Annotated in this window: 13 protein-coding genes; all 13 read left to right on the top strand. The window is 61.1% G+C overall.

Annotated elements, in window-relative coordinates; genetic code table 11:
• Positions 1-46 precede the first annotated feature (46 nt).
• The 13 genes from G9X64_RS30170 to G9X64_RS30230 all read left to right on the top strand — a co-directional run bounded on the left by G9X64_RS30170 (position 47) and on the right by G9X64_RS30230 (position 13,257).
• Positions 47-1,006: a GlxA family transcriptional regulator gene (locus G9X64_RS30170; RefSeq protein WP_171378019.1), complete on the top strand. Its 960-nt coding sequence runs from the start codon at positions 47-49 to the stop codon at positions 1,004-1,006.
• Between the two features lie 79 nt (positions 1,007-1,085).
• Positions 1,086-1,769, top strand: a complete 684-nt coding sequence (locus tag G9X64_RS30175) for a helix-turn-helix domain-containing protein (protein ID WP_171378020.1) — start codon at positions 1,086-1,088, stop codon at positions 1,767-1,769.
• Between the two features lie 88 nt (positions 1,770-1,857).
• Complete coding sequence (locus G9X64_RS30180) at positions 1,858-2,766, top strand: class II glutamine amidotransferase (RefSeq protein WP_168315149.1); 909 nt, start codon at positions 1,858-1,860, stop codon at positions 2,764-2,766.
• A 38-nt stretch (positions 2,767-2,804) separates the two neighbouring features.
• Positions 2,805-3,491, top strand: coding sequence for a GltB/FmdC/FwdC-like GXGXG domain-containing protein (locus tag G9X64_RS30185; protein WP_171378021.1), 687 nt, complete (start codon positions 2,805-2,807; stop codon positions 3,489-3,491).
• 14 nt (positions 3,492-3,505) lie between these two features.
• Positions 3,506-4,834, top strand: coding sequence for an FMN-binding glutamate synthase family protein (locus G9X64_RS30190; RefSeq protein WP_003548137.1), 1,329 nt, complete (start codon positions 3,506-3,508; stop codon positions 4,832-4,834).
• Positions 4,835-4,914: 80 nt separating this feature from the next.
• Positions 4,915-6,222, top strand: coding sequence for a type III glutamate--ammonia ligase (gene glnT, locus G9X64_RS30195; RefSeq protein WP_168312518.1), 1,308 nt, complete (start codon positions 4,915-4,917; stop codon positions 6,220-6,222).
• Positions 6,223-6,317: 95 nt separating this feature from the next.
• Positions 6,318-7,202, top strand: a complete 885-nt coding sequence (gene purU, locus G9X64_RS30200) for a formyltetrahydrofolate deformylase (RefSeq protein WP_168312519.1) — start codon at positions 6,318-6,320, stop codon at positions 7,200-7,202.
• A gap of 174 nt (positions 7,203-7,376) precedes the next feature.
• Positions 7,377-8,510 (top strand): aminomethyl transferase family protein, encoded by a 1,134-nt coding sequence (locus G9X64_RS30205; RefSeq protein WP_168312520.1) that lies wholly within the window; start codon positions 7,377-7,379, stop codon positions 8,508-8,510.
• A gap of 11 nt (positions 8,511-8,521) precedes the next feature.
• The gene (locus G9X64_RS30210) at positions 8,522-9,127 is read left to right on the top strand and encodes a dimethylamine monooxygenase subunit DmmA family protein (protein ID WP_171378022.1); all 606 of its coding nucleotides are present in this window, start codon (positions 8,522-8,524) and stop codon (positions 9,125-9,127) included.
• Positions 9,124-10,089, top strand: coding sequence for a PDR/VanB family oxidoreductase (locus tag G9X64_RS30215; RefSeq protein WP_168312522.1), 966 nt, complete (start codon positions 9,124-9,126; stop codon positions 10,087-10,089). The genes G9X64_RS30210 and G9X64_RS30215 overlap by 4 nt, the downstream gene beginning before the upstream one ends.
• A gap of 34 nt (positions 10,090-10,123) precedes the next feature.
• On the top strand, positions 10,124-11,164 hold the full coding sequence (locus tag G9X64_RS30220; protein WP_168312523.1) for a heme-dependent oxidative N-demethylase family protein: 1,041 nt from the start codon (positions 10,124-10,126) through the stop codon (positions 11,162-11,164).
• A gap of 40 nt (positions 11,165-11,204) precedes the next feature.
• Entirely contained in the window at positions 11,205-12,542 is a 1,338-nt protein-coding gene (locus G9X64_RS30225) for a trimethylamine monooxygenase (RefSeq protein ID WP_168312524.1), read from the top strand.
• 112 nt (positions 12,543-12,654) lie between these two features.
• The gene (locus G9X64_RS30230) at positions 12,655-13,257 is read left to right on the top strand and encodes a methyl-accepting chemotaxis protein (protein WP_171378023.1); all 603 of its coding nucleotides are present in this window, start codon (positions 12,655-12,657) and stop codon (positions 13,255-13,257) included.
• Positions 13,258-13,352 lie beyond the last annotated feature (95 nt).

Genomic DNA, 13,352 nt, shown 5'->3' on the forward strand with positions numbered 1-13,352 from the left:
GAGGGCGGACTTGCACAGAAGGGACATCAATCGCTAAGTGAGAGACATGTCCTCACTTGATAGCAGAAATGCCCAGACGATCGGCTTCATCCTTATCCCGGGATTTGCGTTGATGTCCTATGCCTCGGCGACCGAGCCACTGCGGGCGGCAAATCTCCTGGCCGGGCGCGAGATCTATCGGCTGCAGGTCTTCTCGCCGGACGGCGCGCCTGTTCCGTCCTCCTCGGGTGTCACGGTTGCCGCCGAACCGCTTCCGCTCAGAGCTTCGGGGCTTGGAACGGCCTTCGTCTGCGCCGGCGGCTCGCCCCGCGATTGGCGTTATCCCAATGTGCTGGCCTGTCTCAGGCAGCTGTCGCGCGAAGGTGTGAGGATCGGCGGCATCTCGGGCGGCCCCTATCTGATGGCCGCCGCGGGATTGCTTAGCGGCCGCGACTTCACCATCCATTGGGAGCATGCGGCAGCCCTCCTCGAAGCCTTTCCTGATCTTGCGCCGCGCCAGGCGCGCTTCATGATCGACGGCAACAGGATCACCTGCGGCGGCGGCATCGCCCCCCTCGACATGATGCATGTGCTGATCGCCGAGCGCATGGGGGCCGATTTCGCCCGCCGGGTCAGCGACTGGTATCTGCACACCGAGGTCAACGAGCCCGCGGCACCCCAGCGCGCCTCGCTGGCGCAACGTTACGGCGTCCATCATCCCGGTCTGCTTAATGTTCTCGAACGGATGGAAGAGACGATCGAGATGCCGCTGGAGCGCGCCGCAATGGCGCGCATCGCCGGCGTCACCACCCGCCATCTCGACCGGCTCTTTGCCGCCCATCTCGGCACCACCTTCCTCGATCAGTATCGCAGGATCAGGCTGCAGCATGCCCATCGCCTGCTGAAACAGAGCCCGCTTTCCGTCTCGGAAATCGCGGTGGCTACCGGTTTTTCCAGTCTGAGCCACTTTTCCCGCATGTTTCGTGCCCTCTACGGCATCGCTCCGCGCGCGGCGCGGCGGGAATAGGTTTTCTTCACGGTTGAGAAATTTTCACTATGACGATAGGGTTGCCTTGGACAAAAGAGAAGGCGGCGGTGGAAAACCCATGAAATCCAAGCGTGAAACGGCAGAGCAACTGGAACAGGCGCATAGTGGACGCGCTCCCTTTTCCCAGGACCCTCACGCCGTCCGCGAGCCGAAGGAAAACAACCTCGAAATGGCGATCGGCCACGAGGTGCGCGCCTACCGCAAGAAACTCGGCATTACGGTCACCGATCTGGCGGCCGCGACCGGCATTTCGCTCGGGATGCTGTCGAAGATCGAGAATGGCAACATCTCGCCGTCGCTGACGACGCTGCAATCGCTGTCGCGGGCGCTTGGCGTGCCGCTGACGGCCTTCTTCCGACGTTTCGAGGAACCGCGTAATGCCGTCTTCGTCAAGGCGGGGCAGGGCATCGAGCTTGAGCGGCGCGGCACGCGCGCCGGACACCAATATAATCTGCTCGGCCATATCGACAACAATACCAGCGGCGTCATCGTCGAGCCCTACCTCATCACGCTGACGACCGACTCCGACATCTTCCCGACCTTCCAGCACGAGGGCATGGAATTTCTCTATATGCTCGAGGGCGAGGTCGTTTACCGCCACGGCGACCAGCTTTTCCAGATGCAGCCGGGCGACAGCCTGTTCTTCGACGCCGATGCGCCGCATGGGCCGGCGGAACTGGTGAAACTGCCGAGCAAGTACCTCTCGATCATCAGCTATCCACAGCAGAGCTCGAAAAGCTGACTTGCCTTAAAAGAAAAAATCTTTCTTCCGAGTTGAAAAACGAAAACAGACCTGCTAGTCCTTTCTCAACACGAACGGAGGTCTGGTCATGTGCGGAATTGTGGGGCTCTTCCTCAAGGATAAAAGTCTCGAACCGGAGCTCGGGGCACTGCTGTCCTCGATGCTGGTGACGATGACGGATCGGGGGCCGGACAGCGCCGGTATCGCGATCTATGGTGACGCCAGCGGCAACAATGCCAAGATCACCATCCAGTCGGCCAATCCGAAGAAGGATTTCGCCGGCCTCGAGGCCGAGCTCGGCCAGACGGTTGGCGCACCGGTCGCCATCCAGGTCAAGAGCACGCACGCCGTCATCACGCTTGCGAAGGATCTGCTCGAAACGGGCAAGGCAGCCGTCGCGGAACTGCGTCCGAATGTTCGCATCATGAGCAGCGGCGATGCCATCGAGATCTATAAGGAAACTGGCCTGCCGAAGGATGTCGTCTCCCGCTTCGCGGTCAATTCAATGGCCGGCACCCACGGCATCGGCCATACCCGCATGGCGACGGAATCAGCAGTCACGACGCTCGGCGCCCATCCTTTCTCCACCGGCTCCGACCAATGCCTGGTGCATAATGGCTCGCTGTCGAACCACAACAATCTGCGCCGCGAGCTGAAGCGCGAAGGCATGACCTTCGAAACCGAAAACGACACGGAGGTCGCCGCCGCCTATCTGACGGCAGAGATGGCCAAGGGCAAGAATCTCGGCCAGGCGCTGGAAGGCGCGGTGAATGACCTCGACGGCTTCTTCACCTTCGTCGTCGGCACGAAGTCAGGCTTCGGCGTCGTGCGCGATGCGATCGCCTGCAAGCCCGCCGTCATGGCCGAAACCGACCAGTATGTCGCATTCGGTTCGGAATACCGGGCGCTCGTCAATCTGCCCGGCATCGAGAATGCCCGGGTCTGGGAGCCGGAGCCTGCAACCGTCTATTTCTGGGATCACCAGAAGGTCGCTTGACCGGCGCCTCATGCGTATTCTCCAAGGGTTATCGAAACATGCCTGTCATTGATCTTGCCACTACGCCGTTGCGTGAACTCAACAGCGCCCTGCACAACATCCAGAACGGTTCGAACGACCTTTCCTTCGAAGTCGTCAATCCGCGCGGCAGCCATTCGGTTGCCGTCGGCATCGATGCGCCGGTCACGGTCGATGTAAAGGGGTCGGTCGGCTATTACTGCGCCGGCATGAACGACGGCGGGACCGTCACCGTTCACGGTTCGGCAGGTCCGGGTGTTGCGGAAAACATGATGTCTGGAACCGTCGTCATCGAGGGCGATGCCAGCCAGTATGCCGGCGCAACCGGCCGCGGCGGCCTCCTTGTCATCAAGGGCAATGCGGCGTCACGCTGCGGCATCTCGATGAAGGGCATCGACATCGTCGTTCATGGTAATATCGGTCACATGTCCGCCTTCATGGGCCAGTCCGGCCACCTCGTGGTGCTCGGCGATGCCGGCGATGCGCTTGGGGATTCGCTCTATGAGGCGAAGCTCTTCATACGCGGTTCGGTCAAGAGCCTGGGTGCCGATTGCATCGAAAAGGAGCTGCGTCCCGAGCATCTGACGAAGCTGGCCGAACTTCTCGAAAAGGCGGGTGTGAGCGAAGTGAGGCCCGAGGAATTCAAGCGTTACGGCTCCGCCCGCAAGCTCTACAATTTCAATATCGACAACGCTGACGCATATTAAGGCGAGGGACCATCATGAGCTATCACAACCCCTATACCCCGCCGCGCAAGTCCGCGACCTTCGACGATTACACCCTGGCGGAAATCCGCCGTGCCGCGGCGACCGGCATTTACGACATCCGTGGCGCCGGCACCAAACGGAAGGTTCCGCATTTCGACGACCTGCTGTTTCTCGGCGCATCGATCTCGCGCTATCCGCTCGAGGGTTACCGCGAGAAGTGCGACACGTCGGTCGTCCTCGGCGCGCGTTTCGCCAAGAAGCCCATTCACCTGAAGACGCCGATCACCATTGCCGGCATGAGCTTCGGCGCGCTCTCCGGCAATGCCAAGGAGGCGCTCGGACGCGGCGCGACGATTGCCGGAACCTCCACCACGACAGGCGACGGCGGGATGACCGATGAAGAGCGCGGCCACTCACAAACGTTGGTCTACCAGTATCTGCCGTCGCGATACGGCATGAATCCCAAGGACCTGCGTCGCGCCGACGCGATCGAAGTGGTCGTCGGTCAAGGCGCCAAGCCCGGCGGCGGCGGCATGCTACTCGGCCAGAAGATCTCCGATCGCGTCGCCAACATGCGCAACCTGCCGAAGGGAATCGACCAGCGCTCGGCCTGCCGCCATCCGGATTGGACCGGCCCGGACGACCTTGAAATCAAGATCCTGGAACTGCGCGAGATCACCGACTGGGAAAAGCCGATCTATGTGAAGGTCGGCGGCGCGCGTCCCTATTACGATACGGCGCTTGCCGTGAAGGCTGGGGCCGACGTGGTGGTGCTCGATGGCATGCAGGGCGGAACCGCTGCAACGCAGGATGTCTTCATCGAGAATGTCGGCATGCCGACGCTCGCCTGCATCCGCCCCGCAGTGCAGGCGCTGCAGGATCTCGGCATGCATCGCAAGGTGCAACTGATCATCTCGGGCGGCATCCGTTCGGGCGCCGACGTGGCCAAGGCACTGGCGCTGGGTGCCGATGCCGTTGCCATCGGCACGGCAGCACTCGTTGCGATCGGCGACAACGATCCGCATTGGGAAGAAGAATACCAGAAGCTCGGCACGACGGCCGGCGCCTATGACGACTGGCACGAGGGCAAAGACCCGGCTGGTATCACGACGCAGGACCCGGAACTGATGAAGCGCCTTGATCCAATCGCCGCCGGCCGCCGTCTCGCCAACTATCTGAAGGTCATGACGCTGGAAGCCCAGACCATCGCGCGCGCCTGCGGCAAGAACCACCTGCACAACCTGGAACCGGAAGATCTTTGCGCGCTGACGATGGAAGCGGCTGCCATGGCCCAGATCCCGCTCGCCGGCACAAACTGGTATCCCGGCAAGGGAGGCTACTGATTTCTACCGGCCGGGCAAACGTCCCGGCCGTCTCGCATCCATAACCAAAGTGTCTCCAAGAAATCCAAAGGGGAACGAGAATGACACTGGACCTTGCTGCTTTTGCCAAAGACAAAGGCATCAAATATTTCATGATCAGCTATACCGACCTGTTCGGCGGCCAACGCGCCAAGCTGGTCCCGGCAGAAGCCATCGCCGATATGCAGAAAGATGGCGCCGGCTTTGCGGGCTTCGCAACCTGGCTCGATTTGACGCCAGCCCATCCCGACCTGTTCGCGGTTCCCGATGCTTCCACCGTCATCCAGCTCCCGTGGAAGAAAGACGTGGCATGGGTTGCAGCCGACTGCGTCATGGACGATCAGCCTGTCGAACAGGCACCGCGTGTGGTGCTGAAAAGACTGGTCGCTGAAGCTGCGAAAGAAGGGCTCCGGGTGAAAACCGGAGTGGAGCCCGAGTTCTTTCTCATCTCTGCGGACGGCTCGGTGATTTCAGACCAGTTCGATACAGCCGAAAAGCCCTGCTACGATCAGCAGGCGGTGATGCGTCGGTATGATGTCATTGCCGAGATTTGCGACTACATGCTCGAGCTCGGCTGGAAGCCTTATCAGAACGACCACGAGGACGCGAACGGCCAGTTCGAGATGAACTGGGAATATGACGACGCTCTTCAGACGGCAGACAAGCACTCCTTCTTCAAGTTCATGGTGAAGTCGGTTGCCGAAAAACACGGCCTTCGCGCCACGTTCATGCCGAAGCCCTTCAAGGGCCTGACCGGAAACGGGTGCCATGCCCACATCTCGGTCTGGGACATCGAGGGCAAGGTCAACGCCTTCGCGGACAAGGAAATGCCATTTGGGCTCTCCGCTCAGGGTAAGACCTTCCTGGGCGGCATCATGAAGCACGCCTCCGCACTGGCCGCGATCACCAATCCGACAGTCAATTCCTACAAGCGCATCAACGCGCCGCGCACCACATCCGGTGCCACTTGGTCGCCGAACACCGTCACCTGGACGGGCAACAACCGCACCCACATGGTGCGCGTGCCTGGGCCGGGACGCTTCGAGCTGCGCCTGCCTGATGGTGCGGTCAACCCGTACCTGCTGCAGGCGATCATCATCGCGGCCGGCCTCGACGGCATCCGCAGCCAGGCAGACCCCGGCCGGCACTACGATATCGACATGTATGCCGAGGGGCATCTGGTGAAGGACGCGCCGCGCCTGCCGCTCAACCTGCTTGACGCGCTGCGTGCCTATGATGCCGACGAGGGCTTGAAGGCAGCGATCGGAGCCGAGTTTTCCGCCGCCTATCTCAAGCTCAAACATCAGGAATGGAATGCCTATTGCTCGCATTTCACCCAGTGGGAGCGCGACAGCACACTCGACATCTGAGTGGCTGGATGCCCCCAATGACCTGACGCGCCGGGGCAAACAAGCTCCGGCGTGATCGGACCTTCTGCACTTGCTATGGCGAAGAAAGTGACAGCATGAAGAACTTCGTACTCACCGTATCCTGCAAGTCGACACGCGGCATTGTCGCGGCGATTTCGAGCTATCTGGCCGACAGAGGCTGCAACATCATCGACAGCTCGCAGTTCGACGATCTCGATACCGGCAAGTTCTTCATGCGCGTCAGCTTCATTTCGGAAGAGGGGCTATCGGGCGCCGATATCGACGCCGGTTTCGCGGCCGTCGCCGCGCCCTTCGCGATGGATTACGATTTTCACGACAGCGAGAAGCGCATGAAGGTGCTGCTGATGGTGTCGCGCTTCGGCCATTGTCTGAACGACCTGCTCTATCGCTGGAAGATCGGCGCCCTGCCGATCGATATCGTCGGTGTCGTCTCCAACCATTTCGACTACCAGAAGGTCGTGGTCAACCACGACATCCCCTTCCACCACATTCCGGTCACCAAGGCCAACAAGGCACAGGCCGAGGCCCATATCATGGAAGTGGTCGAGCAAACCGGCACGGAGCTGATCGTACTCGCCCGCTACATGCAGATCCTGTCGGACGAGATGTGCCAGAAAATGTCGGGGAAGATCATCAACATCCACCATTCCTTCCTGCCGAGCTTCAAGGGCGCCAATCCTTACAAGCAGGCCTACGGCCGCGGCGTGAAGCTGATCGGGGCAACCGCGCATTACGTCACCGCCGATCTCGACGAAGGCCCGATCATCGAGCAGGACACGGCGCGCATCACCCATGCGCAGTCGCCCGACGACTATGTCTCGATCGGCCGCGACGTCGAAAGCCAGGTGCTGGCGCGCGCCATCCACGCCCATATCCATCACCGCACCTTCATCAACGGCAACCGCACCGTGGTCTTCCCGGCAAGCCCCGGCAGCTACGCCTCCGAACGCATGGGTTAGAGAAGGGTTGAGGGACGGCAAAAGCGTAGCCGCATCCCTCATTCATTCGGTGAAGGATGCAGCAGGGGCGCCGAAAGTTTTGGGAAATGCATGTCGGGCGGGCTTGCCACGGCGCGAAAGACGAATATAGTCAGGAAATAAATATTCCGTAGAGGAAACATAAGGGAACGGACAATGGCTTTATCATGGCGTTTCTCCGTCTTGGCGGATCGGCATCGCGCTCTGGGATCGAAGCTCGAGGACTGGAGCGGCATGGGCACCGCCTGGACCTACGACAAGGACATGTCGGAAGAACATGTCGCCGTCCGCACCAAGGCCGGCATCATGGATGTCTCGGGCCTGAAGAAGGTGCACCTGGTCGGCCCGCACGCCATCGCCGTGCTTGACTCCATCACCACCCGTGACATGACGAAGATCTACCCCGGCCGCTCGGTCTATGCGACCATGCTGAACGACCGCGGCCACTTCACCGACGACTGCATCGTCTATCGCACCGGCCCGAATTCCTGGATGCTGGTGCATGGTTCGGGCTCCGGCCACGAGGAACTCGTCAAGCAGGCTGCGGGCCGCAATTGCGCCGTGCTCTTCGACGACGACCTGCACGACCTGTCGCTGCAGGGTCCGATCGCGGTCGACTATCTCGCCAAATATGTGCCCGGCATCCGCGACCTCAAATATTTCCACCATATGCAGACGACGCTGTTCGGCGCGCCGGTTATGATCTCGCGCACCGGTTATACCGGCGAACGCGGCTACGAGATCTTCGTGCGCGGCCAGGACGCCGTCATGGTCTGGGACCGAATCGTCGAGGAAGGCAAGGAGATGGGCATCATCCCCTGCTGCTTCTCCGTTCTCGACATGCTGCGGGTCGAAAGCTACCTGCTCTTCTATCCCTACGACAATTCGCAGATGTACCCCTTCGCCGATCAGCCGCCCGGCGACAGCCTCTGGGAACTCGGCCTCGACTTCACCGTCAGCCCCGGCAAGACGGGCTTCCGTGGCGCCGAGGAACATGCGCGCCTCAAGGGCAAGGAACGCTTCAAGATCTTCGGCATGCTGATCGATGCCGACGGACCGGCCGATCTCGGCGACGAAGTCTTTGCCGACGGCAAAAAGGTCGGCGTCATTACCTGCCCGAGCTATTCGTCGCTGACGAAGAAATCCATGGCGATTGCCCGTCTGGACGTTGACAAGGCGGTGCATGGGACGAAACTCGAAGTCCGCGGCAAGACCGTGAAGGCAGGCGCCACCGCCCATACGCTTCCCTTCGACGATCCGGAGAAGAAGAAGAGGACTGCCGTAGGTTAAGGAGCACGCGAATGCTCGTTGCAGGCATCAAGAGCCGACCAGTCTACACGGGCCTGACCATCCAGCCCAACGCCCGGCGGCACATTTTCGCGCTCGAAGGGGAGGGTGCCAGGGCTCTGCTCGATCAGCAGCCGGCGCTTGAAGAAACGGCTCTTTCCCGCAGCGAGATCCTCTATGTCGCCCGCGGCTCGCAAGGATCCGGCCTGGACGAGACGCTGCGCCGCCTCGGCGCCGACATGTTCTTCACGGCGCCGACAATCGCAACGCTGCTCTTCCGATTGAAGGGTTCGCTTGCCACTGCTCATATGGGCACGCGGCTTTATCTTTCGGGCACGGAAGGCTTTATCGGCCAGGCAATGCTCGTGGCGCTCGATTACGGTATGGACCATGCGTCCGTCATCACCGAGCATCGCGGCTCGCTGGCCCGGCGTGTGCAATGCGTCCATTGCAAGGGCATCACCGACGACGTCACCACCAGCCCGTTTGCCTGCAGCCATTGCCGGCTGCCGCTTCTGGTGCGCGACCATTATTCGCGTCGGCTCGCGGCCTTCCAGGGCGTCAATATCGATGCGGAAGAACCGGGCAGCGCGCCTGATCCGGAGGAGTTGTTCCTTTGAGCGGTGGTACTGAAATTCCTGTCCGCGTGGCGCGGATCACGCCGATCGCCGAGCGCGTCAAGCGCTTTCGCTTCGAGCGCTTGGATGGCAAACCGATGCCTTATTTCTCCGGCGGTGCCCATGTCATCGTCTCGATGAACGATGGCGGCCATATGCGCCGCAACGCCTATTCGCTGATGTCGCCGCCGCATGATTGCGCAGCCTATGAGATCAGCGTGCTGCATGTCGAGGATTCACGCGGCGGCTCCACCTTCATGCATGAGAAAGTCCGCCAAGGCGACGAGCTGAAGGTCAGCTATCCCGTCAACCTGTTCCAGCCGGACTGGCGCGGGCGCAAGCATCTTCTGATCGCCGGCGGCATCGGCATTACGCCCTTCATCGCGATGATGGAGCAGTTCTCCCGCGAAGGCGCCAATTTCGAGCTGCATTATGCCATCCGCACGCGCGACCGCGGCGCCTACTGGCGGGAACTCCAGGAGCGTTACGGCGGACATCGCATCAAGATCTATTGCGATGCCGAAGGCGGCGCCATCCCCCTGACGCGGCTGCTCGACAGCCAGCCGCTCGGCACACATCTCTATGTCTGCGGCCCGTCCGGCATGATCGACGGCGTGTTGAAAGCCGGCCTCAACGCCGGCTGGCCGGAACAGAACCTGCATTCGGAACGGTTCCTGTCGTCGCTGCCCGGCAAGCCCTTCGCGATCGAGCTCCTGCGGTCCGGCAAGACCGTGAAGGTCGGCCATCACGAAAGCATGCTGGAGGCGATCGAGGCGGCGGGCGTCGACGCGCCCTTCCTCTGTCGCGGCGGCGCCTGCGGTCAATGCGAGACCGGGGTCGTCACCTGCGACGGCAAGCTGCTGCACCATGACGTCTATCTGACGAGCGAAGAAAAAGCATCCGGCCGCAAGGTGATGATCTGCGTTTCCCGCTTCGAGGGAAACACGCTTCATCTTGATCTCTAGCGGCATCGGGAAAAGCGGAACAAGGAGACCGAACATGGCAATCGCCTTCAAGCAGGAAACCTTCCGGAACGACTTCAGCTACCGCAACAGCCCCGAAAACATCCGGCGTTTCCCGTTTCCCTTCGACCGCGACGAATACATGTATTCGGTCAATATGGAGCCGCATGTGCACGGCCGGCCGGGAACCGTCTACGAAAGCCTGATCGACGTCGACGAGCATTATGTCGCCGAGATGCACGACCGGGCGCTGGTGCTGAAGGAAGATCCGCTGCGCTACCAGGCGCTGCCGCACATGATGAGCGCGCAGTGGGACACGCTCGAACTATTGATGGAACAGCAGGCGGCAGGATACCCCGACCATTTCACGCTGATCCGCAACGGCGACCAGTGGCGCTGGATCAACCGCCCACTCGGCATCGACGACAGCTTCACCTTCGGCGATGCCTCGACGCTGCCCTATGAGCCCTTCGAATATATCACCCGCCAGGCCCAGGGCGATTTCTGCATCGTCGACCAGCGCGACAGCAATCTCTGGATGGATGCCGGCATGGTGACGACTCAGGCCGACTGGTCGCTCGATTTCGATATCGGCATGAACTTCATGGAATGGCACGGGCCGGTGCCGCTCGCCCACCAGATCGGCGTCTTCGACAGGGCGCTGAAATTCCTGCTGAACCTGCAGCAGGGCAAGCCGACGCGACGCTTCAACTGGACGATGACGATCAATCCGCGGCTCGACACCAGCCCGGAGAATTATCACAAATGGGGGCCCGACCGCACCACGGTGACGCCGGACAATGTCGGTGAGAAGGTGCATCTGCGTGTCGAATTGCAGAGCCTCTGGCGCCTGCCGCGCTCGAACGCCATCCTCTTCGTCATCCGCTGCTACCTGATGAACATGGAAGAGCTCGTCACCGTGCCGAAATGGGCGCGACGCTTTCCGCGCGTACTGAAGACGCTGCCGCCTGAGCTCATCGACTACAAGGGCCTCACCCGCTTCCGCGAGACGACGATCGACTGGCTTGCCAAATATGACGATGGGGCACCGACCAGCCCCGGCATCTATCCGGACTGACACGCAGGACAATACGATATAATCAAGAGGGGAATGCTTCATGACAAGAGTAGCCGTCATCGGTGCCGGTCCTTCCGGACTGGCGCAGCTGCGCGCCTTTCAATCGGCCGCCCAGAAGGGCGCCGAGATCCCGGAGATCGTCTGCTTCGAAAAGCAGTCGGACTGGGGCGGGCTCTGGAACTATACCTGGCGCACCGGGCTCGACGAATATGGCGAGCCGGTCCACGGCAGCATGTATCGTTACCTCTGGTCGAACGGCCCGAAGGAATGCCTCGAATTCGCCGATTATTCCTTCGAGGAGCATTTCGGCAAGCCGATCGCCTCCTATCCGCCGCGCGCCGTGCTCTGGGATTATATCAAGGGGCGCGTCGAGAAGGCGAACGTCCGCCACTGGGTGCGTTTCAGCACGCCGGTGCGCATGGTCCGCTTCGACGATCAGACGAAGAAGTTCACGGTGACGGCGCATAACCGCGTCGAGGACCGGATGTATGATGAGGAATTCGACTATGTGGTCGTGGCATCCGGTCACTTCTCGACGCCGAACGTGCCCTATTTCGAAGGCGTCAAAACCTTCAACGGCCGCGTGCTGCATGCCCACGACTTCCGCGACGCGCTTGAGTTCAAGGGCAAGGACATCCTGATCGTCGGCCGCAGCTATTCGGCCGAAGACATCGGCTCGCAATGCTGGAAATACGGCGCGAAATCGGTGACGACGAGCTACCGCTCGAAGCCGATGGGCTTCAAATGGCCGGAGAATTTCGAGGAGCGGCCGCTGCTGGTGAAGCTCGAAAACCGCACGGCGCATTTCCTCGACGGCTCGACGAAGGAGGTCGACGCCCTGATCCTCTGCACCGGATACCAGCACCACTTCCCCTTCCTGCCCGACGACCTCCGGCTGAAGACCGCCAATCGCCTCTGGGCCGACAGCCTCTACAAGGGGGTGATCTTCGACAAGAACCCACAGCTTTTCTATATCGGCATGCAGGATCAGTTCTACACCTTCAACATGTTCGACGTGCAGGCCTGGTGGGCGCGCGACGTGATGATGGGCCGCATCACGCTGCCGCCGGAAGAGGAGCTGAAGGCCAATTTCGACATGTGGCGCGCCCGCGAGGAGACGCTCGAAGATGCGGAGCAGATGATCTGGTATCAGGGCGACTATGTGAAGGAACTGCTTGCCGAAACCGATTATCCCAGCTTCGACATCGAGGGCACCAACCGGACCTTCATGGAGTGGGAACATCACAAGGCCCACAACATCATGGGCTTCCGTGACCATGCCTACCGGTCGCTGATGACCGGCAACATGTCGCCCACGCACCATACGCCCTGGATCGAGGCGCTCGACGATTCCATGGAAGAATATCTTCGCAACTGATGAGGCGGGCCTGCATTGCCGGAGGAAGGTGCTCGTGCACTCTCCCCCGGCATATTGTGAGCCGCGCCTTTGAGCGAGACGACTGCAACTCTTCTCTCCGGATGTCGCCTTCATGGATTTTCAAACGAGCATTCTCGGGCGCATGAGCGGTTTTCTCTACCGCTGCCGAGCCGATGAAAACTACACGATGCTTGAGATGACCGACGGCATCGAGCGCATCTTCGGTTATCCGGCCGACGAAATCATCGGCAACCGCACGCGGACCTTCACTTCGATCATGTACGAGGAAGACGTGCCGCTGATGGACGAGATCGTCGGGCGGGCGCTGGAGAAGCACACAGACTGGACGATGGAATACCGCATCCGCCACGCCATGGGCCATCTGATCTGGGTCACCGAGACCGGCGGCGGCATCTGGGACGGGAAGGGTGAACTTCTCTACCTCGAAGGCAGCATCATCAACATCGAATCGCTCTATCAGCGAATCGATGACCAGACCGCCGACATGCGCGTCACCGCCTCGAAGACCAATGAGATCCTGCAATCGCTGCGTTACCTCAAGCTGCTCGCAGTCAATGCCGGCATCGAGGCCGCCCGTGCCGGCACGGCCGGATCGGGCTTTGCCGTGCTGGCAGCGGAAATGCGCACGCTTGCCAACTCCTCGGAAGAGGCCGCACGCGCCATTTCCAACGCACAACGCAAGGCCGAAGGCTGAGCTTTACCCCACGCAGCGGCAGATTTGCGGCTCAGGTTGAAAGCGGCAATATTAACCGTGCAGCGCTTCCGGCGATTGCAACGCTTTTCCAATAG

Source organism: Rhizobium sophorae, assembly GCF_013087515.1.
In the GTDB taxonomy this organism is placed as follows: Bacteria; Pseudomonadota; Alphaproteobacteria; order Rhizobiales; family Rhizobiaceae; genus Rhizobium; species Rhizobium sophorae.